Here is a 20,750-nt window from a genome sequence, read left to right as displayed (position 1 = left end):
TTTCTGACACCGCCTTTTGTCACCCTGCGCAATTGTCCCTCATTGACACAAAATCGTTTCCTCTGTATAAAATTCCGCCTTAATAATGAGTTTCATTTGCATCAATAACAATATTCATCAAGGGTAGCGTTTCATGAAGAAGGTCATCTGCGCGTTAGGCCTGGCGGTTGCGTCGGTCAGTTCTGCTCTGGCAACCACATATCCTCTGACCATTGAAAACTGTGGCTATAAAGAGACATTCACCAAAGCGCCGGAACGCGTCGTGGCCCTGGGTCAGAATACCGTCGAAATTTTGCTCCTGCTGGGCCTGGAAGACAAAGTGAAGGCCAGCGCCTTCTGGCCGACCAAAGTGCTGCCGCAGCTGGCGGAACAGAACGCGAAAATTAAAACCCTGACGGTAGAAATTCCTACGCTTGAATCCGTTCTCGCACAAAATCCTGACTTTGTCCCCGCGCAGACTCCCCTGCTGCTGGGGCCTGAAAGTAAGGTTGCCAAACGCGACGATCTGATGACCCTGGGCGTGAACAGCTACGTGTCCCCGGGCATGTGCGCGACCAAAAAAGCCACCGGCGATATGTACGGCAGCCGCCAGAAACTGTGGGATATGACCTATCTCTATCAGGAGATTGAGGATTTCGCCAAAATCTTTAACGTGGAAGATCGCGGTCAGGCCGTGATTGCCGATTTCAAAAAACGTGAGGCTGACCTGCGCCAGGAATTCAGTAAAAACAAAAAAGATCTCTCCTTTGTTTTCTGGTTCTCAAGCTCCTCCCCTTCTGCGGACGCCTACGTCGGCGGTAAAAATAGCCCTTCCGGATTTATTGCCAGCCTGCTGGGCGGCCATAACGCCATCACCTCCGAGACCGAATGGCCAACCGTGGGCTGGGAAAGCATTATTGCCGCTAATCCGGATGTCATTGTGGTCTCAAGCCTCGACCGCAACCGCTGGGCGCTGGATAACGCGGAAGAAAAAATCAAATTCCTTAAAAGCGATCCGGCGGTCAGCCAGCTGGACGCGGTGAAAAAGGGTCATATCGTGGTGATGGACGGCCAGGCGATGAACCCGACGATCCGCACGATTTACGGGGCTCAGCAGGTTGGCGAACAGCTCAGAAAACTGGGGCTGAACTGATGACCACCGCCGTCCTTCAGGCCAGGCAGAGCCTGGTTCTGACGACCTCATGTTTGCTTGCCTTTGTCCTGCTATTTCTGGTTATCGCGCTGAGCGTCAGCGTCGGCGAGCTGTCCATTCCGCTGCAGAACGTCTTTTATGCCATCAGCAATAAAATGGGGCTCACCGGGGTTCCGCTCAACCGTATCTATGAGAGCGTCATCTGGGACTTTCGCCTGAGCCGCGCGCTGGTGGCAGCCTGCTGCGGCGCGGGGCTGGCCATCTGCGGCGCCGTATTGCAGAGCTTGCTGAAGAACGCGCTGGCGGAGCCATACGTGCTGGGCGTATCCGCCGGCGCGTCGACTGGCGCGGTCTCCGTGGTGGTGTTGGGGATCGGCACCGGCGCGGTGTCGCTTTCTGCGGGTGCCTTTGCCGGGGCGTTCGCCGCCTTTGCGTTTGTCGCGTTTCTGACCAACGGCGCGCGTGGCGGAAATGAACGAACCATTCTGGCGGGCGTTGCCGCCTCGCAGCTTTTCAACGCCATTACCGCCTACACCATCAGCACTTCCGCCAGCGCCCAGCAGGCGCGTGACGTGATGTTCTGGCTGCTGGGCAGTTTCAGCGGCGTGCGCTGGCCCGAATTCCAGCTTGCCCTGGTGGTGGTGCTGATTGGGTTAGCCGTGTGCCTCTACTATTCCCGGGCGCTGGATGCCTTTACGTTCGGCGATGACGCCGCGGCGTCGCTGGGCATCGCCGTCCCCCGGGTACGACTGGTGCTCTTTACCACCACCGCGCTGATTACCGCGACCATCGTCAGCATGGCGGGCTCAATCGGCTTTGTCGGGCTGGTGGTGCCGCACGTCATGCGTTTCCTGTTCGGGCCGCTGCATCGTACATTGCTGATCGCCAGCGCGCTGGCAGGGGCGATCCTGATGGTGCTGGCGGACATCGCCTCGCGCATGCTGATCGCCCCGCAAAGCCTGCCCGTCGGCGTCGTGACCGCGCTGGTTGGCGTTCCGTTCTTTGCCGTGATTATCTACCGCTCAAGGAATAAGTGATGAGTATCTGCGCTGAACATATTACCTGGAAGGTGGGTAAAAAAGTCATCGTTAATGACGTTTCGCTGACGGTGTCTCTCGGGGAAACGGTCGGCTTGCTTGGCCCCAACGGCTGCGGTAAATCATCGCTTCTGCGCATTCTGGCTGGTCTGCGCCGCCCGGACTGCGGCAGCGTTACCCTGGACGGTCAGGACATCGCCCGCATCGCCAAAAAACAGCTTGCCCGCCGGGTGGCCTTCGTTGAACAGCACGGGATGACCGACGCGAACATGCGCGTGCGCGACGTAGTGAAGCTCGGGCGTATTCCGCACCACTCCGCTTTTTCCAACTGGAGCAGGCATGATGACGAAACCGTCACCGCCGCACTGCAACGGGTGGATATGCTGAATAAAAGCGATCAGGGCTGGCTGAGCCTCTCTGGCGGCGAGCGCCAGCGCGTCCATATTGCCCGCGCCCTGGCCCAGACCCCGACGGAAATCCTGCTCGATGAACCGACCAACCACCTGGATATTCATCATCAGATGCAGCTGATGCAGTTGATCAGCGAATTACCGGTCACCAGCATTGTCGCCATCCACGATCTCAACCACGCCTCGATGTTCTGTGACTCGCTGATTGTGATGCAGAAAGGGCAAATTGTGGCCACAGGAACGCCGCAGGAGATCCTCTCCGAGGCGCTGCTCTGGGATGTTTTCCGGGTAAAAACCAAAATTGAGATCTCGCCGTTCCATGGCAAAAAGCACATCCACTTTATTGTTTAGGGGCGAGTGAACGACGATGCCCCTTCGCCCTGCCACCGCGCTCTGGCCGCCCGTTTTACTGGGCAGCCAGTTTGTTTTTAACATTGGCTTTTACGCCGTTGTCCCCTTCCTGGCGATATTCCTGCGCGACGATATGCTGCTCTCCGGCGGGCTGATCGGGCTGATCCTGGGGCTACGCACGTTCTCCCAGCAGGGGATGTTTATCGTCGGGGGCGCGCTCTCGGACCGCTTTGGCGCGAAAGTCGTGATCCTGAGCGGGTGTGTTATCCGCGTCGCGGGCTATCTGCTGCTGGCGTTCGGAGAATCGCTGTGGCCGATTATTCTGGGCGCGTGTCTGACAGGCGTGGGCGGCGCGCTATTTTCTCCGTCTATTGAGGCATTGCTGGCGAAAGCAGGCACGCACAGCGAGGCGAAAGGTAAACGAAGCCGGGCGGAGTGGTTCGCGCTCTTTGCGGTTTGCGGGGAACTCGGTGCCGTACTGGGCCCGGTTGCCGGCGCCCTGCTAACCGGCCTGGGCTTTCGTCAGGTGGCTCTCGCGGGGTCAGGCGTCTTTATCGTTGCGCTGGTGGTGCTCTATTTTTGCCTGCCCGCGTCACGCCACGCCGCGCAGACGCTAAAGCTCGTTCCCTGGTGGACGACATTCCGCCAGCCCCGCTTTGTCGCCTTTATCATTGCCTACAGTTCGTGGCTTTTAAGCTATAACCAGCTCTATCTGGCGCTGCCGGTAGAGATCCAGCGCTCTGGCGGTAACGAGAAAGATCTCGGCCCGCTTTTTATGCTGGCCTCCGTTCTGATCATCACCTTACAGCTGCCGCTGGCGCGTTTCGCCCGGCGTGTGGGCGCTGTGAGGATCCTGCCGGTGGGCTTTTTGCTGCTCTCCGCCGCCTTTGCAAGCGTGGCAATGTTTGCGTCGACGGCACCGCCAGAGGGCTGGCTGCGCCTGCTGCCGTCGATCTGTTTCGTGACCCTGCTGACGCTGGGACAGATGCTGCTGGTGCCCTCGGCAAAGGATCTGATACCGAGGTTTGCCGAAGAGTCCACGCTGGGGGCGCACTATGGCGCACTCGCCACCGCTGGCGGCATTGCGGTACTGGCAGGAAACTTGTTGTTTGGTAGCCTGCTGGATCGCGCGCTGGTGCCCTCAACGCAGGCAATGTATCCCTGGCTGCTGCTGGCCCTTTTCCCACTCTGCAGCGCGCTGGCCCTGAACGTGATTTGCCGCCCGCTGAGACGCTGAACCGGTCACTTTTTCGGGCGATACTTTTCAGGCAATTCCGGCACGGGACGACGGTCATCAATCAGATGACGAACGGTCAGGATCGGGTGACGCCATAACATACGCGGGCCAGCCCAGCGCATAATCTGCTTCATCTCTTCCCGTTTTGCAGGCTGGTAGCAGTGCACCGGACACTGTTTGCAGGCAGGCTTTTCTTCACCAAATACGCATTTATCCAGACGCTTATCGGCGTAGGCATTCAGCGCCTGATAATGCCCTTCGTCCTGAGACGCGTCAGGACAGTGTTTTTCATACAGGGCGATCATTCTGGCGATCGTCTTTTTTTCGCGAGAAATTCGTTTACCAGACATAGCGGCTCACTGGTTAATAACATGCATTCATAATACCTTTTAATGCCTCTTTTTTCAGTTGTTGCATGTCATTTTCTGAACCCGCCTTCCACTTTTAAGCCTCCATCAGCCACGCTTTACTGGTATTTTATACAGGCGTTAAGAACCCAGCTGCCGTCGTTATGGAGGATGTATGCAAGAGATCGCCAGCACTAAACACTATCGCCGCTTAAAAGTCGGTTATTTCAGAAAACGTCACGAAGACCGGAAAACCAAAATTCCGACACGTTACAGCGTACATGCGGCGTTGAGCTTAAAAGGCGACTGGCTTGAACAGGCAGGTTTTACCACCCACTCGCAGGTGCGTGTAGGGGTCGAACAGGGGAAAATCGTTATTGAGTTACTGAACCCTGGCGAAGCATAGCGTCACACGTAAGCCAGCGTAACCTCCTGATGATACCAAAGCGGTATCATCAGCGAGAGCAGAAGAAAATAGGACGCTTTCCTACGGTAAATAGAAAACCTCTGGGCCCTTGTTTCAGGATCGAATAGTTTAACTTATGGTTCGGGTAAATAAAGAAATCAGGCAACACGTCGTCAAGAACGTTGTCTGGCAGCGATTCGTCATTCACATCATGGATCTTTACCGACGTAAAATGGAAGGAATCTTTGTTTTCCGTCCAGACATAGGACACATCTCTTCGGATAACTGCCGTCGGCTTATCATTTTTAAAATACGTACCGCTGACCGCTACCACACCGGTCTGCTGCTGCATGGTATACATAAAGTCCAGGGTAAGGTTTGCACGAACATCTTCATGAAAAACAACGATAGAGACGGAACAGGCTTCCGTATTATGTTTTTTTTCTAAGTGATAATGGTAAAGCCATGACGCCAGCGCACCAACGGCAAACAGTAAGAGACACATTATCGCAGTTGACCTTTTAGTCACTGATTGTACCCCCTGAAATAAAGCGTAACGCAACCGGCATCTTCTTCTTGTTCATAAGGTTTTCTGCAAATAAGTACCGACAGTGCCGGAGCGGTACTGGATGAGGAGAAGTAGACCCACGGATATTTTTTACAATCGAGCCCCGTTTGCAGGATAATTTTTTTATAACGCGTAAAGTTTCCGATACTTTTAATATCGTCGTTTCGTGAGAAAAAATGACACCCGTTTTCGGTGCTGTTTATTGTGTAATCTTTAAAAAAATCTTTCTTTGAGTAGTCATGCACGGCCAGATGGAGAATAAAATACCCCACCCCAAAAGAGAGGGCCATAAGTAATAGCGAAACATAGCGACGATATTGATAACGCGGCGCCTTAGCACTCACCTGTGCGACAGCGGTTTCAGCGATGCTCTCTTTCGACACGGTGACAGGAGGCGCTTCTGATACCACGCTTTCAGGCGCGTTTACTGATTCGGCCACGTCGTTTTCAATGCGGGCAACGCTGACGCCTTTTTCAATCTGGAAACCTTTTCTCGGGACGGTGGCCACCAGCGTATCGTCTGTTTCTCCCGTTGAGCGTAGCCCGCGCCGGATAATGGAGATATTCTGATAAAGCGTATTGGCAGGAACTAACATCCCGTCCTCACCCCAGACTTTATCAAAGAACGTCTTTTGGTGGACCACTTCCGGGGAAGATTCAAGCAGAAGAACCAGACACCGACTGGCTGGCGTTGTGAGAATTACGCTTAACTCAGGGCGGGTCAAAGAGACAAGTAAGTTTTTCTCTGGACAGAATTTAATATTATCGTTAATTATCCAGAACATAGAATACTCACTATACAGTAAACAGATTCAAAAACTGTTGATATAGATGGCAATTATACTCTGTGAATAATCCTTGTCAAAGCAGCCAGTTAGCGCATTAGTACCGGTACTTCATTAAAATAAAAAGGATTATCTCAGGAAAAAAGACCGGCCAGTCATCCTGCACGATTACGCTTCTTAAACGGAAACAGAAATTTACCCGAGTATCTTCGGTGAATTTCATCGTGTTCCCTGTTTTTGGTTTTTATCGCGTCTCAGGCCATGCTGCGCTCCACAACCCCAGAACGGCTGACAATAATGTCTGATTGATTGCGTCTATGTTACACCTTCTCTGTTAGCTGCCCGAGTAAATTTGTGGCGCTTTACTCGCAACGATAATACTCGCGCAATACTCTGATATTTTTTTGGGGGTACGCCCGTCAAAGGCGGCATTATTCATATGGATTACAACGTTGAAGGATTTTACGTTGGCTACCGTTGGCACGCCCGTACTCAGCAGCCGCCATTGTCTCCATTCAGTCACGGACTAAGTTTCACAACCTTCAGTTACGGGGATCTGCAGTTAGCATCAGACGGGAAAACACTCACTGCATCATTCAGGGTTACAAATACAGTAAATTGCGCGGGCGCAGACGTGCCGCTGCTCTTTGTCGAGCCGGCTGACCATCGGTACCCGTGCGTCACACGCCCGGAAGCGATGCTATGTGCGAACTGCGTGAAATGCATTTAAGGTCAAGTAGTGATGCAAAATGAAGAAATATAAAATAGCCTATGAGCACAGCAGCAACGGTGAAAAACAGAACGATGAAACCCTGATGGATTCTGATCACGAACCCACCAGGGAAGAGCTGGAGCATGCGTTCAGCCGGGACACGCTGAGATTTCATCACCAAGGGCTGTCCACCAGGATGATCATTTCGGTGGTTACAGTGAAGTGATATGTGTGGCACCTTTGTTCAGACATACAGGCGCAACCGATAAAACAATCGTATCGTAAGCTTTATTATCGAAAAGCTTCAAAACTCTATGAAGGCATCATTATCGAAGTAATATTTGAACGCTTGAAAAAGCTGCTCTTCGCTTGGAGTACCTAACTGTTCCTGGGCGCTATCAACAATATCTTCAATAGTGGCATTGTCCAACGTTTCAAGCCAACCATCTTGCTTCGCTTGTACTGGAAGATGATTGTCAGAACCCGGTTCGTTATCACTCCCATCTGTAGAAAAAATTCCTTCAGTGTCTAACGACCAGTTTTCGCTATCAGGTGGCAGGAAAAGCCAGCCTTCCGGATTTGCTTGCGGATTCGTGAGTAACTCTCTAATCGTGATTAACGGCATATATCCTCCTGAATTTAACTACAGTTTGTACCAGACTGAAGCTTTTTAAAACCGCCTTGCCCACTCGGGTGCAGGCTCTGCTGCACAGGCCCGCCAGCCTTATGTTGTTGCCTGGGAACTAATTCAATTTTGCTTGGATCTTGTGCATTATGATGCCAAGTATGTTTCGGTGGACTTGTATCTTTAAATGCCCCCCTGGCACCAGGTTGTACATGCGACACTACCTCAGGAGGCAACTTGCTACCCAGCTCAGGATGTTCCTTAATAGTATTATAAAGTTGTTCATTAGCATTTTGAAAATGTACACGACGAGAAGCATCATGTAGATCTTCCGGGATATTAGTTTGGTACCAGACGCTGTAATTCGGGCTGCTTAATGGACGACCACTCAAGTCATTCCCAGAGAGATCTACTCCTGCCAGCCCCCATGGATCAACCCACCCAAGTGGGTTCGGCGCATACTGGTACAGGTTCCACCCACCACTTAACCCAATCGGGTCCTGAACGATGAACCGCCCGATCTGTGGGTCGTAGTAACGGAACAGGTTGTAGTGCAGCCCTGTTTCGCTGTCTGCATACTGCCCGGCATAACGCAGGGGCTGGTGCGCCAGGGCTATGTTCTTAGCTACCCGCGTGAAGCCATCTGTCTGGTAGCGCACCTCACCGAAGCTGCCGTACTGCCCGCTCCAGCGGATGCTGCCGTTTTCGTCCGTCACTTCGAGCGGCGCGCCGTTGAGGTCGGTGCTGAACCAGTAGATCTCCCCGTCCGTATCGTCCTGCAGGTGGTCAACCCGCGCCAGCGGGCTCCAGGCCTCGTTCGGGTCATAGATATACGTGCTGCACTGCCCGCCGTCATGCTGCTCCTGCAACAGGCGGTAACTCTGCCAGAGAAAACGCATTTCACTGATGCCGTGCCCGGTGGTGACTGTCTTGCGGATGCGCCTGCCGAGCGCGTCATAATGGTAGTGCGCTTCAAAGCGTCCCTGCGGCCCCGTTCCGCGCGCGGACAGAAGCCGGTTTTCCGCATCATAGGTATAGTGCTGTTCATACAACCCGCTGCGCCTGCGCGTCAGGTTGCCCCAGGCATCGTACTGCATAAACAGGTTCTGCCAGTGCTGCAGGCGGTTATCGGTAACCGGCTCGTCGTTCGCGGCCAGGTTATCAGCGGCGTCATAGGCAAAGAGCGCACTGCTGTTGCCCTGCCGGGACTCATAATGCTTCAGCAGGCGGCCTTCAGCGTCGTAGCCGTAATTCACCTCCCCGCGCAGGGTATCGCTGACGCCCGCCAGTTCGCCGCGCCCGGTATAGCGGTACAGGCGATCCAGTATAGCCTGCTCCGGCAGGGCCACCTCTGTGATAAATGTGCTGCGCTGCGCGGTACGTCTGCCGAGGCTGTCATAGCTGCGGGACTGTTCGCGCGCGCCCTGGGTACGACTCACTTCCCGGTGCAGACGGTCGCGGGTGAATTCGGTGACAAGCTGCGACCCGAAGCGGATGGCGCTGACGTGACCGGAGCCGTAGTGCAGCCAGGAGAGCTGCTGCCCGCCGGGGAGGGTCAGATTTGTCAGATTGCCCAGTGCATCCCATTCGTAGCTGAGTTCGCCGTTAACACCAGACTCATTTACCAGGCGACCTGACGCATCGCGGGTAAAGTCGATTTCATCACCCTCAATGCCCAGCGCAACACCTTCGGCAGTCGGGGTGCGCCGGATACGGGTGAGCTGACCGTTCAGGTCGTGGTCATAACGGTATTCCGCATTGCGCGTAGTACGCCCGGTAAGCAGGCCACTTTCATCGTAACTGAAGGTTCGTATACGCCGGGCGATGCCGCCATCACCGGCAGGCCTGCCGTTTTCATGCAGTTCGCAGAGGAATCCACGGCTGTCCCATATCATCTGGCGCGACGTGTCGTCCGGGCGGGTTTCGCTGAGCGGACGGCCTGTGGCGTCGTATGTAAAGCGGTATTCTCCGCGATTGCCGTTTTCGAGTCTGAGCAGGTTGCCGCGCGGGTCGTAATGCCAGCGCCGGGTGCGCCCGATGCGGTCGGTGACACTCACCGGCAGGCCGAGCGGGTTATAGTCCCAGCGCACCTCGCTCTCCAGCGGGTCGCGCCAGGCGGCAAGCTGACCGCGTGCATTCCAGTGTAATGTTTCGCGGCTGCCGTCCGGGCGGATAACAGCAGAAAGTTGCCCGGCGCTGTTCCATACACGGCGGGTGACATTACCCTCTGCATCTTCACTCGACAGAAGTTGCCCGAGGCGGTCGTATGTATAGCAAGAGACACTGCCGGAACAGTCGGTGCGGCTTGTCAGCAGTCCCTGACCGTTCCATGCCAGACGCACCACCCCGCCTGTCGCATCGGTGATACTGTCCGGTAAAGGTTCTTCATCGTCCGGGTAGTGGTAAGTGGTGCGGTTGCCTTCGGTGTTGGTTTCAGAAAGCAGTCGTCCCTGCAGGTCATACAGGCTCTGCTCTGACGTGCCGTCCGGCCAGACCGTGCGGGTGAGGCGATCGGTGAGGCGGTACCAGTAATATTCCGTCCGCCGTCCTGCCGGGTCCGTCTCCTGGATCATGCGCCCGTACCTGTCCCACCGGCTCTGGCGCATGGCACCGCCCGGCAGAATGACGTCACACAGCTCGCCGTCGCGGTAAATAAAGGCTGTCTTGCGGCCATCGAAGTCGGTGAAGGCGGCGACGTTGTCATCGTCATCAATCAGCCAGTGCGCCTGCGCCCCGTCGTCACGGATGGCCCGGCGGGTGCCGTTGTCAAAATCATACTCAAAAGTCAGCTGCTCGCCGCCGCTGTGGCGGAAAGCCGTCACGCGCGGCAGACCGGCAATCTCCTGCCAGCGGTATTCGCTCACCAGGCCGTTTGCATCCTCGTGGGCACGCATCAGGCCATCCTGCCAGCGGAAACGCCTGCGCACGCTGCCGCCCCGGCCGGTCACTGAGACCAGCTGGCGCTGTTCGTCATAAGCATAACTGACCAGGCAGATGTCATCATCCAGCCAGGCACCGGTGAGCCTGTCGTCGTCATAGCGGCAGACCACGCGCTGCCCGGCGCTGTCCGTCAGGGCATGCAGGGTGAGGTTATCGTTCCACTCGAAGAGGATATCGTTGCCGCAGGGTCCGGAGATGCGCTGCAGCAGGGAGGGTTTATCGAACTCAAGCGGGGCGTAGTGCCAGCGTTCGCCGCTGATATCATACACAGACCAGGTATCGTCCTGATGGTGCTCAAGCCAGCGCTTTTCGGCTTCGCAGTAGGTCCGGTAACCCTTCGGCACCTTCGGAAAGGAGACATAATCCCCGGTCGGGGCCCGCCACACCAGGCCCTCCTGGTAACGCTCCAGACGGGTCTCCCAGAAGAGATTCCAGCCGCGACCGAGCACGCTGTCGCCCGGGTTACCGCTGCGCCAGTAACGCTGCCAGCGCACCGGCAGACGCGACGGCAGGACGAAGTCCAGCTCGTCGTCGCCGCTGAGAAACTTCTGCCCACTGATGATATCCACCGGGCGGGCAATAATTCCTCCCGCCGCGATGGCGGTCAGCATCGCGCCGAAGCGGCAGGCGATGCGGCCGATTTTGCTGATACCCGGCAGTTTCGACAACAGCTTACCCACCGCGCCGACCTTTCCGGCCGCGCCACCCCAGCCGCCAGCCAGCCCGGCAAACAGCAGGGTCAGGTCTGATATTTTGTAGAGCACTTCGGGGACTTCCGGGGTTATCGACAGAGTCTGTTCCGGGTCGCCACCAATACGAACGTTGCCGGAGCCGGTCATCACCTTCGCATCGCAGGTGGTGCGGTCCCCGATACGGGCGGCAGGCAGGCCATTAATGTAAACACGTGAGGAGCCTTCCGCCATCTGCTGCGAACCGTCGTCGTCGCACGCCACCATGCTGTCCGTGGCAATAGCGGCGGGCTTACCGTTGATAAAGACGTCAGGAGAGCCAGTGGTGATGACGCCTTTCTTCGTCATGTTCGCTGCCATACCTTCGGCAATGCCGTCGCGCACGCCGGTCGCCACCTCCCCGGCGAGAAAACCGACTGCGAGGCTGGCACCGATAAGCAGCACACCGATGCCAAAACAGGAGGCACCGATGCCTGCGACCATCAGCGCACCAGCCGCGATGCCGCCGAGTGCCGCAATCGCGCCGCCGACAAGGGTACCAAGGATCATCCCGGCCAGCGCGCCGGAATGGCCTATATCATCACCGACACGCGCGGCTTCAAACATAACAATATTCCTTATCGTTAAGCGTGGGGACGAAAGCTTCTGAGCAGGTCATCAAACAGGCTGCTATCCCTTTCGGTAAGCTTTTCTGCTGACGACATGGTGAAAACAAGAATATGCGCACCCTGCGTATTGAAAACGGCCTGCTTCTGCCAGATGCGCTTACCCTCGCGCAGAAAAGTGGCGTGCACACTTTCACCCAGTAAAAGATTATCGCCCAGCATCACGGCACTGCGTTCACTCTGCTTCCAGCCTTTCAGGTGCTTTTGCATCAGAGCCAGCTGGCGATCCGTGTATGCCGTCAGGTTCTCGCCCTGGTCGAGCGTATCGCGGGCAATATTGAAGGAGGGCCCCTGAGTGTCCCGGCAGGTAAAAACGTTGACCGTACGGTCCAGATAGCCTTCAGGGAGCCTGACCTGCCCCTCACTGAAGTGTGTAATTTCATTTTGATCTGACATTAAGCGGATCCCACCACAAGTTTCAGAAATATGACTATCGTATACTCCGAACACACTCCTCAAAAGAAACAACTTGTGAGAATGAGCAAGTATATTTGATGGAGTGTTTACCCCCGAGACGATGAATTCTATCTTTTCTTCACGGGCTGACAACTCCTGCATCTGAGGGGCGTGTGCAGCGCCACTTAAAGTCGCGATGGCGGTCCCTGTTGATGCGGTGCCGAAGGTTGTCGCAATGGCTAGCGCAGCGGTTGGGACGAATGCCTCCATGCCCTCACCTGTGGCAACTCCTGCCGCAGCGGTGCCTTTACCCACATGGGATACACGGTACTCGCTTCAAGTTTTTAAACCACATCGTCAATCTCGGCTTTCAGTTCGCTCCACTGACCTGCCCCCGCTAATTAATACAGCGCTCAGTTAGTAATGGAGTGCCCCCGAGCCCGTAGACAAATCTGCCCTATAGTTTGAGCATAGGAGGAGTCTATGGGCACACCACGTTTTACCCCTGAATTTAAGGAAGAGGCTGTCCGCCAAATCACCGAGCGGGGCTATTCCATCGCTGAAGTATCTGAACGACTCGGCGTTTCGGCGCACAGTCTTTATAAATGGCTCCGCGCTGTTAAGCCTGACAACAATGGGCAACAGGCACAGGACTTACTGGATGCCAGAACAGAAATTCTCAGGCTGAAAGCGCAGCTTAAACGCACTGAGGAAGAACGGGATATTCTGAAAAAGGCAGCGCGGTACTTTGCAAGGGAGCCCGACTGAAGTACCGCTTTATCAACGATCACCGTGAAATCTGGTCGATCGTTACAATGTGTCGGGTTCTCAAGGTTGCCCGTGCCGGATTTTATGTCTGGCTCCATAACCCTGTATCTGCCGGAGAAAAGGATAACCAGCGACTGCTGGCGCTCATCCGCGACTCCTATACGCTGAGTGGTGGGGTTTATGGTTATCGCCGAATTCACGGCGATCTTCGTGAAATTGGTGAAGTGTGCAGCAGAAACCGGGTCGCCAAAATCATGAGGAAAAACAGGATACAGGCCATACATGGTTATAAAGTGCCACGCGGGACCCGGGGACGGCCGTCATTGATAGCGCCTAACCGCGTACAGCGTGAATTTACTGTAGTGAAGCCCAATCAGGTCTGGGTAACAGATATTACCTATATCCGCACCTGGCAAGGCTGGCTGTATCTGGCAGTGGTCATCGATCTCTTCGCCCGTAATGTGGTGGGCTGGTCGATGAAACCAACACTGTCGCGCGAGCTGGCACTGGATGCGTTGTTGATGGCGGTCTGGCGGCGTAAGCCTTCAGAAAACGTCATTGTGCACAGCGATCAGGGTAGTCAGTATGGCAGTGATGACTGGCAGCGGTTCTGCCGGGCCAACAATCTGGCGCCAAGCATGAGCCGTCGCGGAAACTGCTGGGATAATGCAGTGGCAGAATCGTTCTTCAGTTCACTCAAAAAAGAGCGCATCAGGAAGCGGATATATAAAACCCGGGAAATGGCCCGGGCGGATATCTTCGATTACATTGAAGTGTTCTACAACCGTAACCGACGCCACAGCCATCTCGGTGGCGTCAGCCCGGAAGCCTTCGAAAAGGCCTCGCCGAGAGGACAGAAACTGTCTACCGGAGCGTGGTCACTCCAATTTTTACCTGAGCAAGTTTTCAAGTCACAGGGCTCGTGTAACGGTAGAAAAAAGACTTAACCCTAGTTGCACCGCAGGAGACGCGTAAACCACGATTTTCGCCAATATCAGCTTTATCTTTGTCACCTGGCTTCATCATTTCTATCGCTTTAAACGACAGTGGCTTTGCCTCTTGTTTTCCTGCCATAAAGACTCCGTTATCATGCTCCCTACGCATTTATGAAACAAAATGTAGGTTGTGCTGTAAGTAGCCACATTTTACCAGGCCATAGGTTGGCAAACTACACTTTAACCTACATTTAAATGTAGGATTTCCTGATATCCAATGAGACAAAGTGAAACTCAATGAGAACAAAAAACATCACTAACTCATTAAAATTTAAGAAAATGGACATCATAAACTGATGAGTACACTAGACAATTTCGACGCCCATACCCCCATGATGCAGCAGTATCTTAAGCTGAAAGCACAGCATCCGGAAATCCTGCTGTTTTACCGTATGGGCGATTTTTACGAGCTGTTTTATGACGATGCTAAGCGTGCATCGCAGTTGCTCGACATCTCGCTGACCAAACGTGGCGCATCGGCGGGTGAGCCCATTCCTATGGCAGGTATCCCCCATCACGCGGTAGAAAATTACCTGGCGAAGCTGGTGAATCAAGGGGAGTCCGTCGCCATTTGCGAACAGATCGGCGATCCCGCGACGTCCAAAGGTCCGGTGGAACGCAAAGTCGTACGTATCGTCACGCCAGGCACCATCAGTGATGAAGCTCTGCTGCAGGAGCGTCAGGATAATTTGCTGGCCGCACTGTGGCAGGATGGGAAAGGCTTTGGCTACGCGACGCTCGACATCAGCTCCGGACGTTTTCGTCTGAGTGAACCGGCTGACCGTGAAACGATGGCTGCTGAACTACAGCGCACCAATCCGGCAGAATTGCTCTATGCCGAAGATTTTGCCGAAATGGCGCTCATTGAAGGCCGCCGCGGGTTACGCCGTCGTCCGCTGTGGGAGTTTGAAATTGATACCGCGCGCCAGCAGCTGAATCTGCAGTTTGGCACCCGCGATCTGATTGGCTTTGGTGTCGAAAATGCCCCGCGCGGGCTGTGTGCAGCAGGTTGCCTCCTGCAGTACGTGAAAGATACCCAGCGCACCGCCCTGCCGCATATCCGCTCGATCACCATGGAGCGCCAGCAGGACAGCATCATCATGGATGCCGCCACGCGCCGTAATCTGGAGATCACGCAGAACCTGGCGGGGGGCGTCGAAAATACGCTTGCCTCGGTCCTCGACAGTACGGTGACCCCCATGGGCAGCCGCATGCTGAAACGCTGGCTGCACATGCCGATTCGCGATACCGGGACGCTTGTTTGCCGTCAGCAGACGATTGCCGCGTTGCAGGATTGCTATACCGAGATACAGCCCGTCCTGCGCCAGGTAGGCGACCTGGAGCGTATCCTGGCCCGTCTGGCTCTGCGGACCGCGCGTCCACGCGATCTCGCTCGGATGCGTCACGCGTTCCAGCAACTGCCAGAGCTGCGTGCTCAGTTGAGTGACGTTGACAGCGAGCCGGTACAGAAACTCCGCGACACCATGGGCGAATTTACCGAGCTTCGCGAGCTGCTCGAACGCGCCATTATCGATGCGCCTCCGGTACTTGTTCGTGATGGCGGCGTGATTGCCCCTGGCTACAATGCGGAGCTGGACGAATGGCGCGCGCTGGCCGACGGGGCGACGGACTATCTTGATAAACTGGAAATCCGCGAGCGCGAACGTCTTGGACTCGACACCCTGAAGGTCGGCTATAACGCGGTACACGGTTACTATATTCAGATCAGCCGCGGGCAGAGCCATCTGGCACCGATTCACTACGTGCGTCGCCAGACGCTCAAAAACGCTGAACGCTATATTATTCCCGAGCTGAAAGAGTACGAAGACAAAGTCCTCACCTCCAAAGGCAAAGCGCTGGCGCTGGAAAAACAGCTGTATGACGAGCTGTTCGACATGCTGATGCCGCATCTGGCCGACCTGCAGTTAAGCGCCAGTGCGCTGGCAGAGCTGGACGTGCTGGTGAACCTGGCTGAGCGCGCTGAAACGCTGAACTATACCTGCCCAACCTTTACCGACAAACCCGGCATTCGTATTACCGAAGGCCGTCACCCGGTGGTTGAGCGAGTGTTGAATGAACCGTTCATCGCCAACCCGCTGAGCCTGTCACCGCAGCGAAGAATGCTGATCATTACCGGTCCGAACATGGGCGGTAAGAGTACCTATATGCGCCAGACGGCGCTGATTGCTCTGCTCGCCTATATCGGTAGCTACGTTCCGGCGCAAAAAGTGGAGATTGGCCCCATCGACCGGATCTTTACCCGCGTGGGTGCAGCGGACGATCTGGCGAGCGGTCGCTCAACCTTTATGGTCGAGATGACCGAAACGGCTAACATTCTGCATAACGCGACGGAGCACAGCCTGGTGCTGATGGACGAAGTGGGACGCGGAACATCCACCTATGATGGTCTGTCGCTGGCCTGGGCCTGCGCGGAAAGTCTCGCGAATAAAATCAAAGCCATGACGCTGTTCGCTACCCACTATTTCGAGCTGACGCAGCTGCCGGAAAAAATGGAAGGGGTGGCTAACGTTCACCTTGATGCGCTGGAGCATGGCGACACCATCGCCTTCATGCACACAGTGCAGGATGGCGCAGCGAGCAAGAGCTATGGCCTGGCCGTCGCGGCGCTGGCAGGGGTACCGAAAGAGGTGATCAAGCGCGCACGTCAGAAGCTGCGTGAGCTGGAAAGCCTGTCCCCCAACGCGGCGGCGACGCAAATTGATGGCACGCAGATGTCGCTGCTAGCGCCTGCGGAAGAGACATCACCGGCGGTGGAAGCGCTGGAGAATCTCGACCCGGATTCCCTGACGCCGCGCCAGGCGCTGGAGTGGATTTATCGGTTGAAGAGTCTGGTTTAGTTCTCTGCGGTATTTGCCCGGTAGCGATGCGCTTACCGGGCTTTTTTTTTACAACAACGGCGGGATCGTTGGCACCTGCGGTGCCTCATCAATATCCTTCTGCGTCATACGAAACGCTTCCGGATAGTGCTCGCGGCTGGTACGACGCAGCGGTTCGGTATCGCGCCAGGTATACAGACAATGCTGGCACTGATAAACCGTCCAGACCCCTTTCACCGGTGAGGTTGCCATCACTTCAATATGTTCATCGGCACAACGTGGACAAATCATCTTTTCCTCCTTATTGACGTGCTGCCAGCATGGCGGTCAGTTTTTCAACCCAGGCTTTGGTTTCAGGAAGATCCTGTACCGGCTGGCTATAATGGCCACGGTTGTCCGGTGCCACAGGCGTGGTGGCATCGATAATCAGTTTGTCGGTAATGCCTGCCGGGCTGGAGCCCGGATCGAGTTCAAGCACCGACATATTCGGCAACTGCACCAGATCCCCTGCCGGGTTTACTTTCGACGACAGCGCCCACATCACCTGCGGGAGGTTGAACGGATCGACATCCTCATCCACCATAATCACCATCTTCACGTAGCCCAGACCATGCGGCGTGGTCATGGCGCGTAAACCCACCGCGCGGGCAAAGCCGCCGTAACGTTTTTTGGTGGAGATAATCGCCAGCAGACCGTGGGTGTACATCGCGTTCACCGCCTGCACTTCCGGGAATTCTGCTTTCAGTTGCTGGTAGAGCGGCACACAGGTGGCCGGCCCCATCAGATAGTCAATCTCGGTCCACGGCATGCCGAGGTAGAGAGATTCGAAAATCGGTTTGGTGCGGTAAGAGACCTTATCAATTCGCACTACCGTCATGTTACGCCCGCCGGAATAGTGCCCGGTAAACTCACCGAACGGCCCTTCGATTTCACGTTTACGGCCCTCAATCACCCCTTCCAGGATCACTTCAGAGCCCCACGGCACATCAAAGCCGGTCAGCGGCGCGGTGGCAATCGGGTACGGGCTTTCACGCAGCGCACCCGCCATTTCATACTCGGATTGATCGTATTTCAGCGGCGTCGCGCCCATCAGAGTGATAATGGGATCGTTGCCGAGCGTAATCGCCACCGGCAGATCTTCGCCGCGCTCTTCCGCTTTGTGCAGATGCAGGGCGATATCGTGCATCGGTACCGGCTGCAGGCCAAGCTTACGCTTGCCCTTCACTTCCATGCGGTAGATCCCGACGTTTTGCTTGCCGAAATTATCCGGGTCGAGCGGATCGCGTGAGACTACGCACGCTTTGTCGAGATAGAAACCACCGTCACCGTCGTTCAGACGGAACAGCGGCAGAATATCAAACAGGTTTATGTCCTCACCGTCGACCGTATTCTGCGCCCAGGCCGGATTGGCGCGGCGCTCTGGCGCAATCGGAAATTTATCCCAGCGACGAATAAACTCGTCGATCTGTTTTTTCACCGGCGTGTTCGCAGGCAGCCCCATTGAGATGGCATGGTTCTGCCAGGAGCCTATCGTGTTCATCACCACGCGGGCATCGGTAAACCCGCGAATGTTGTCGAACCACAGCGCGGGCGCACCGTCACCGATGCGTCCCGTCGCGTTGGCTGCCGCCGCCAGATCTGGCTCGGCGTTAACCTCTTCCTCAATTTTCAGCAGTTGCCCTTGCTCATCGAGCGCCTGCAGGAAGCTTCTCAAATCATCAAATGCCATCTTTATTCTCCTGTGAAAGATGTTTCGCTTCGCGTAACCCGTTCCAGCGGCGCGCCTTTTTATGCTCCAGACCAAACTGGTCAAGCACGCGCGTCACGATATGCCAGGTGATGTCATCGGCGGTTTGCGGATGGTTGTAATACGCAGGCATGGGCGGCACCATCGCCACACCCATGCGGGAAAGTGCGAGCATGTTCTCCAGATGAATGGTGCTGAGGGGCGTTTCACGGGGAACCAGCACCAGCTTGCGCCCCTCTTTCAGCACCACATCGGCCGCACGGCCCACCAGCCCTTCGGCGTAACCGGCACGGATGCCCGCCAGCGTTTTCATGCTGCAGGGAATGACGATCATGCCGTCGGTGCGAAACGAACCGGAGGAGATGGTCGCGGCCTGGTCCGCCGGGCTGTGGACCACGTCAGCCAGAGCAACGACATCCTGCGCGGTGCAGGGCGTTTCCAGCTCAATGGTGGTTTTTGCCCACTTCGACATCACCAGGTGGGTCTCCACCTCCGGCATTTCCCGCAGCGCCTGCAGCAGTGCCACGCCCAGCGGAGCCCCCGTTGCCCCCGTCATTCCCACGATCAATCTCATTCAGCACCTCAATATTTTGTTCGCATACGAACATTATAGATAAGCTACTCCCGGATCGTTTTTCTGACAAGATCGTTCGTACACGATCACACGAATTGCTAAAAGTTGCTGCGTTAAAATCCAGAGCAATAGCGGCTATGATAGAGGGAGATTTTTTCCGTCGGAGTGTTCATGGAACTAAGACAAGAGGCGTTCCACCTGTTACGTCAGCTTTTTCAACAGCATACCGCGCAGTGGCAACATGCCTTACCGGAACTGACCAAGCCGCAATATGCGGTGATGCGCTCAATTGCTGAGCATCCGGGAATTGAACAGGTGGCATTGACTGAAGTGGCGGTCAGCACGAAAGCGACTCTGGCGGAAATGCTGAGCCGCATGGAGGCGCGCGGGCTGGTCAAACGCGAGCACGACCCGGCAGATAAGCGCCGCCGCTTTGTCTTCCTGACACCAGAAGGTGAAGCCCTGCTTGCAGGCTGTAAACCGGTGGGCAACGCGGTGGATGAGGCGTTTTTAGGACGTTTAAACAAGGTCGAGCGGGAGCAGTTCTCTGCTCTCATCAAAAAGATGATGCACGATTAATTCACGCTGGTGCGCATAAAATCGATAAAGGTGCGCACTTTCGCTGAGATATGCCGGGCATCAGGATAGACCGCATAGATGCCCTGCCGCGCAAATGTATACTCCGGTAAAATAGTCACCAGCGTTCCCGCATCAAGCGCCTCGCGCACCAGCCATTCCGGCAGCAACGCCACCCCGCCTCCTGCGAGCGCAAAAGCCATCAGGGCCTGAGCGCTGTCGGCATACAGGCGCGGCGCTTTTTTTATCTCCAGCATTTCAGGCGCACCGCGGGCATCTTTCACCTGCCAGCGCAGCGGCGAGGCAAGACGCTCGTGAATAATCCAGTCCGCGTGGGACAGCTGCGCAAGCGTTTCGATCGGATGATTAACGAGCCACTCGGGCGTCGCAACGGGGAGAATAGAGAAGTGTGAAATCAGTGCGGCATGGTTGCGCGAATCGACAAGCGTCCCCAGCCTAATGGCCACGTCAAAGCGCTCCGAGATAAGGTCAGCGTGCAGTGACGACGAAACATGTCGAACGCGAAGATCCGGGTGCTGCTGGCTAAACCTGGCCAGCAGCGGCACCACGACCCGGGAGCCATACTCAGGCGTGGTCGTGATCCGCAGTTCACCGGTGAGTCCCGCATGGTTTGCGCGGACGTCATCCTGCAGCCGCTCGGCGTCCTTCAGTAGCGCCACGCTGCGCTGATGAAACAGTACGCCCGCCTCGGTTAACGTCAGGCGGCGGGTGGAGCGCAGCAGTAGCGTAACGCCCAGCTCATCCTCAAGCTGGCGAATATTGAAGCTGACGACCGCTTTTGTCAGCCCCATTGCCTCGGCGGCCGCCGTAAAACTACCGGTGTCAGCCACCGCGACAAACATCTGCGTCCGCTGTAGGTTAATCATCATCATGCCTTTTACTGTCAAAATATTTTTGACAGTATATCGCGCTTTGTCAGGTTTATCCGTACT

The 20,750-nt window shown here is 55.7% G+C and carries 18 protein-coding genes and 2 pseudogenes; 9 read left to right on the top strand and 11 right to left on the bottom strand.

Annotation, left to right across the window (positions count from 1 at the left end; translation table 11 throughout):
* Positions 1-133: 133 nt before the first annotated feature.
* From GM298_RS06535 to GM298_RS06520, 4 genes are read left to right on the top strand one after another with little or no spacing between them, the layout of a single operon-like run.
* On the top strand, positions 134-1,132 hold the full coding sequence (locus tag GM298_RS06535) for an ABC transporter substrate-binding protein (RefSeq protein ID WP_025757086.1): 999 nt from the start codon (positions 134-136) through the stop codon (positions 1,130-1,132).
* Complete coding sequence (locus GM298_RS06530; RefSeq protein WP_266153807.1) at positions 1,132-2,169, top strand: FecCD family ABC transporter permease; 1,038 nt, start codon at positions 1,132-1,134, stop codon at positions 2,167-2,169. The genes GM298_RS06535 and GM298_RS06530 overlap by 1 nt, the downstream gene beginning before the upstream one ends.
* On the top strand, positions 2,169-2,930 hold the full coding sequence (locus GM298_RS06525) for an ABC transporter ATP-binding protein (protein ID WP_266153806.1): 762 nt from the start codon (positions 2,169-2,171) through the stop codon (positions 2,928-2,930). The genes GM298_RS06530 and GM298_RS06525 overlap by 1 nt, the downstream gene beginning before the upstream one ends.
* 16 nt (positions 2,931-2,946) lie before the next feature.
* Positions 2,947-4,167, top strand: coding sequence for an MDR family MFS transporter (locus tag GM298_RS06520; protein WP_266153805.1), 1,221 nt, complete (start codon positions 2,947-2,949; stop codon positions 4,165-4,167).
* Positions 4,168-4,172: 5 nt separating this feature from the next.
* On the opposite strand, the gene GM298_RS06515 is transcribed toward GM298_RS06520, so the two are convergent.
* Entirely contained in the window at positions 4,173-4,517 is a 345-nt protein-coding gene (locus GM298_RS06515; protein ID WP_032672451.1) for a nitrous oxide-stimulated promoter family protein, read from the bottom strand.
* A gap of 172 nt (positions 4,518-4,689) precedes the next feature.
* Between GM298_RS06515 and GM298_RS06510 the strand changes: the two genes are divergently transcribed.
* Entirely contained in the window at positions 4,690-4,920 is a 231-nt protein-coding gene (locus GM298_RS06510; protein WP_059385002.1) for a SymE family type I addiction module toxin, read from the top strand.
* A 49-nt stretch (positions 4,921-4,969) separates the two neighbouring features.
* On the opposite strand, the gene GM298_RS06505 is transcribed toward GM298_RS06510, so the two are convergent.
* Together GM298_RS06505 and GM298_RS06500 are read right to left on the bottom strand one after the other, a co-directional pair.
* Positions 4,970-5,425 carry a hypothetical protein gene (locus GM298_RS06505; RefSeq protein WP_080337338.1) on the bottom strand — a complete coding sequence of 152 codons (456 nt, stop codon included), beginning with the start codon at positions 5,423-5,425 and terminating at the stop codon, positions 4,970-4,972.
* Positions 5,426-5,445: 20 nt separating this feature from the next.
* Positions 5,446-6,273: a winged helix-turn-helix domain-containing protein gene (locus GM298_RS06500; protein WP_262783959.1), complete on the bottom strand. Its 828-nt coding sequence runs from the start codon at positions 6,271-6,273 to the stop codon at positions 5,446-5,448.
* Positions 6,274-7,022: 749 nt separating this feature from the next.
* Between GM298_RS06500 and GM298_RS06495 the strand changes: the two genes are divergently transcribed.
* A complete protein-coding gene (locus tag GM298_RS06495) occupies positions 7,023-7,211 on the top strand; it encodes a hypothetical protein (RefSeq protein ID WP_047959352.1) in 189 nt (62 codons plus the stop codon).
* A 78-nt stretch (positions 7,212-7,289) separates the two neighbouring features.
* Here the strand turns inward: GM298_RS06495 and GM298_RS06490 are convergent, their stop codons facing one another.
* From GM298_RS06490 to GM298_RS23260, 3 genes are read right to left on the bottom strand one after another with little or no spacing between them, the layout of a single operon-like run.
* A complete protein-coding gene (locus GM298_RS06490; RefSeq protein WP_047959353.1) occupies positions 7,290-7,610 on the bottom strand; it encodes a hypothetical protein in 321 nt (106 codons plus the stop codon).
* 14 nt (positions 7,611-7,624) lie between these two features.
* On the bottom strand, positions 7,625-11,845 hold the full coding sequence (locus GM298_RS06485) for an RHS repeat-associated core domain-containing protein (protein WP_266153804.1): 4,221 nt from the start codon (positions 11,843-11,845) through the stop codon (positions 7,625-7,627).
* Positions 11,846-11,862: 17 nt separating this feature from the next.
* Entirely contained in the window at positions 11,863-12,570 is a 708-nt protein-coding gene (locus GM298_RS23260) for a DUF1795 domain-containing protein (RefSeq protein WP_323138422.1), read from the bottom strand.
* Positions 12,571-12,783: 213 nt separating this feature from the next.
* On the opposite strand from GM298_RS23260, the pseudogene GM298_RS06475 reads away from it, so the two are divergent.
* Positions 12,784-13,913, top strand: a pseudogene (locus GM298_RS06475) (IS3 family transposase); the annotation flags it as partial.
* A 64-nt stretch (positions 13,914-13,977) separates the two neighbouring features.
* On the opposite strand, the pseudogene GM298_RS06470 reads toward GM298_RS06475, so the two are convergent.
* Positions 13,978-14,142: pseudogene (locus GM298_RS06470) on the bottom strand (integrase); the annotation flags it as partial.
* 217 nt (positions 14,143-14,359) lie between these two features.
* On the opposite strand from GM298_RS06470, the gene mutS reads away from it, so the two are divergent.
* The gene (mutS, locus tag GM298_RS06465; protein ID WP_266153803.1) at positions 14,360-16,921 is read left to right on the top strand and encodes a DNA mismatch repair protein MutS; all 2,562 of its coding nucleotides are present in this window, start codon (positions 14,360-14,362) and stop codon (positions 16,919-16,921) included.
* Positions 16,922-16,969: 48 nt separating this feature from the next.
* Here the strand turns inward: mutS and GM298_RS06460 are convergent, their stop codons facing one another.
* The 3 genes from GM298_RS06460 to GM298_RS06450 are packed head-to-tail and all read right to left on the bottom strand — an operon-like array spanning position 16,970 to position 19,221.
* Positions 16,970-17,191, bottom strand: coding sequence for a non-oxidative hydroxyarylic acid decarboxylases subunit D (locus GM298_RS06460; protein WP_003862116.1), 222 nt, complete (start codon positions 17,189-17,191; stop codon positions 16,970-16,972).
* 10 nt (positions 17,192-17,201) lie between these two features.
* The gene (locus tag GM298_RS06455) at positions 17,202-18,629 is read right to left on the bottom strand and encodes a non-oxidative hydroxyarylic acid decarboxylases subunit C (RefSeq protein ID WP_266153802.1); all 1,428 of its coding nucleotides are present in this window, start codon (positions 18,627-18,629) and stop codon (positions 17,202-17,204) included.
* Positions 18,619-19,221, bottom strand: coding sequence for a non-oxidative hydroxyarylic acid decarboxylases subunit B (locus tag GM298_RS06450; protein WP_128339789.1), 603 nt, complete (start codon positions 19,219-19,221; stop codon positions 18,619-18,621). The genes GM298_RS06455 and GM298_RS06450 overlap by 11 nt, the downstream gene beginning before the upstream one ends.
* Positions 19,222-19,392: 171 nt before the next feature.
* On the opposite strand from GM298_RS06450, the gene GM298_RS06445 reads away from it, so the two are divergent.
* Positions 19,393-19,800: a MarR family winged helix-turn-helix transcriptional regulator gene (locus tag GM298_RS06445; protein ID WP_126800616.1), complete on the top strand. Its 408-nt coding sequence runs from the start codon at positions 19,393-19,395 to the stop codon at positions 19,798-19,800.
* Here GM298_RS06445 and GM298_RS06440 read toward each other — a convergent pair.
* A complete protein-coding gene (locus GM298_RS06440; protein ID WP_262747990.1) occupies positions 19,797-20,684 on the bottom strand; it encodes a LysR family transcriptional regulator in 888 nt (295 codons plus the stop codon). The genes GM298_RS06445 and GM298_RS06440 overlap by 4 nt on opposite strands.
* Positions 20,685-20,750: the final 66 nt, after the last annotated feature.

Source organism: Enterobacter sp. HSTU-ASh6 (assembly GCF_026319105.1).
GTDB lineage: Bacteria > Pseudomonadota > Gammaproteobacteria > Enterobacterales > Enterobacteriaceae > Enterobacter > Enterobacter sichuanensis.
The sequence above is the reverse complement of the archived record's forward strand: the minus strand, read 5'-3'. Positions and strand labels throughout refer to the sequence as shown.

What these genes read in the sequence shown, in the direction of transcription:
- GM298_RS06535 (WP_025757086.1), top strand. Translation starts at nt 134, where the DNA reads ATGAAGAAGGTCATCTGCGCGTTAGGCCTGGCGGTTGCGTCGGTCAGT.
- GM298_RS06530 (WP_266153807.1), top strand. Translation starts at nt 1,132, where the DNA reads ATGACCACCGCCGTCCTTCAGGCCAGGCAGAGCCTGGTTCTGACGACC.
- GM298_RS06525 (WP_266153806.1), top strand. Translation starts at nt 2,169, where the DNA reads ATGAGTATCTGCGCTGAACATATTACCTGGAAGGTGGGTAAAAAAGTC.
- GM298_RS06520 (WP_266153805.1), top strand. Translation starts at nt 2,947, where the DNA reads ATGCCCCTTCGCCCTGCCACCGCGCTCTGGCCGCCCGTTTTACTGGGC.
- GM298_RS06515 (WP_032672451.1), bottom strand. Translation starts at nt 4,517, where the DNA reads ATGTCTGGTAAACGAATTTCTCGCGAAAAAAAGACGATCGCCAGAATG.
- GM298_RS06510 (WP_059385002.1), top strand. Translation starts at nt 4,690, where the DNA reads ATGCAAGAGATCGCCAGCACTAAACACTATCGCCGCTTAAAAGTCGGT.
- GM298_RS06505 (WP_080337338.1), bottom strand. Translation starts at nt 5,425, where the DNA reads ATGTGTCTCTTACTGTTTGCCGTTGGTGCGCTGGCGTCATGGCTTTAC.
- GM298_RS06500 (WP_262783959.1), bottom strand. Translation starts at nt 6,273, where the DNA reads ATGTTCTGGATAATTAACGATAATATTAAATTCTGTCCAGAGAAAAAC.
- GM298_RS06495 (WP_047959352.1), top strand. Translation starts at nt 7,023, where the DNA reads ATGAAGAAATATAAAATAGCCTATGAGCACAGCAGCAACGGTGAAAAA.
- GM298_RS06490 (WP_047959353.1), bottom strand. Translation starts at nt 7,610, where the DNA reads ATGCCGTTAATCACGATTAGAGAGTTACTCACGAATCCGCAAGCAAAT.
- GM298_RS06485 (WP_266153804.1), bottom strand. Translation starts at nt 11,845, where the DNA reads ATGTTTGAAGCCGCGCGTGTCGGTGATGATATAGGCCATTCCGGCGCG.
- GM298_RS23260 (WP_323138422.1), bottom strand. Translation starts at nt 12,570, where the DNA reads ATGGAGGCATTCGTCCCAACCGCTGCGCTAGCCATTGCGACAACCTTC.
- mutS (WP_266153803.1), top strand. Translation starts at nt 14,360, where the DNA reads ATGAGTACACTAGACAATTTCGACGCCCATACCCCCATGATGCAGCAG.
- GM298_RS06460 (WP_003862116.1), bottom strand. Translation starts at nt 17,191, where the DNA reads ATGATTTGTCCACGTTGTGCCGATGAACATATTGAAGTGATGGCAACC.
- GM298_RS06455 (WP_266153802.1), bottom strand. Translation starts at nt 18,629, where the DNA reads ATGGCATTTGATGATTTGAGAAGCTTCCTGCAGGCGCTCGATGAGCAA.
- GM298_RS06450 (WP_128339789.1), bottom strand. Translation starts at nt 19,221, where the DNA reads ATGAGATTGATCGTGGGAATGACGGGGGCAACGGGGGCTCCGCTGGGC.
- GM298_RS06445 (WP_126800616.1), top strand. Translation starts at nt 19,393, where the DNA reads ATGGAACTAAGACAAGAGGCGTTCCACCTGTTACGTCAGCTTTTTCAA.
- GM298_RS06440 (WP_262747990.1), bottom strand. Translation starts at nt 20,684, where the DNA reads ATGATTAACCTACAGCGGACGCAGATGTTTGTCGCGGTGGCTGACACC.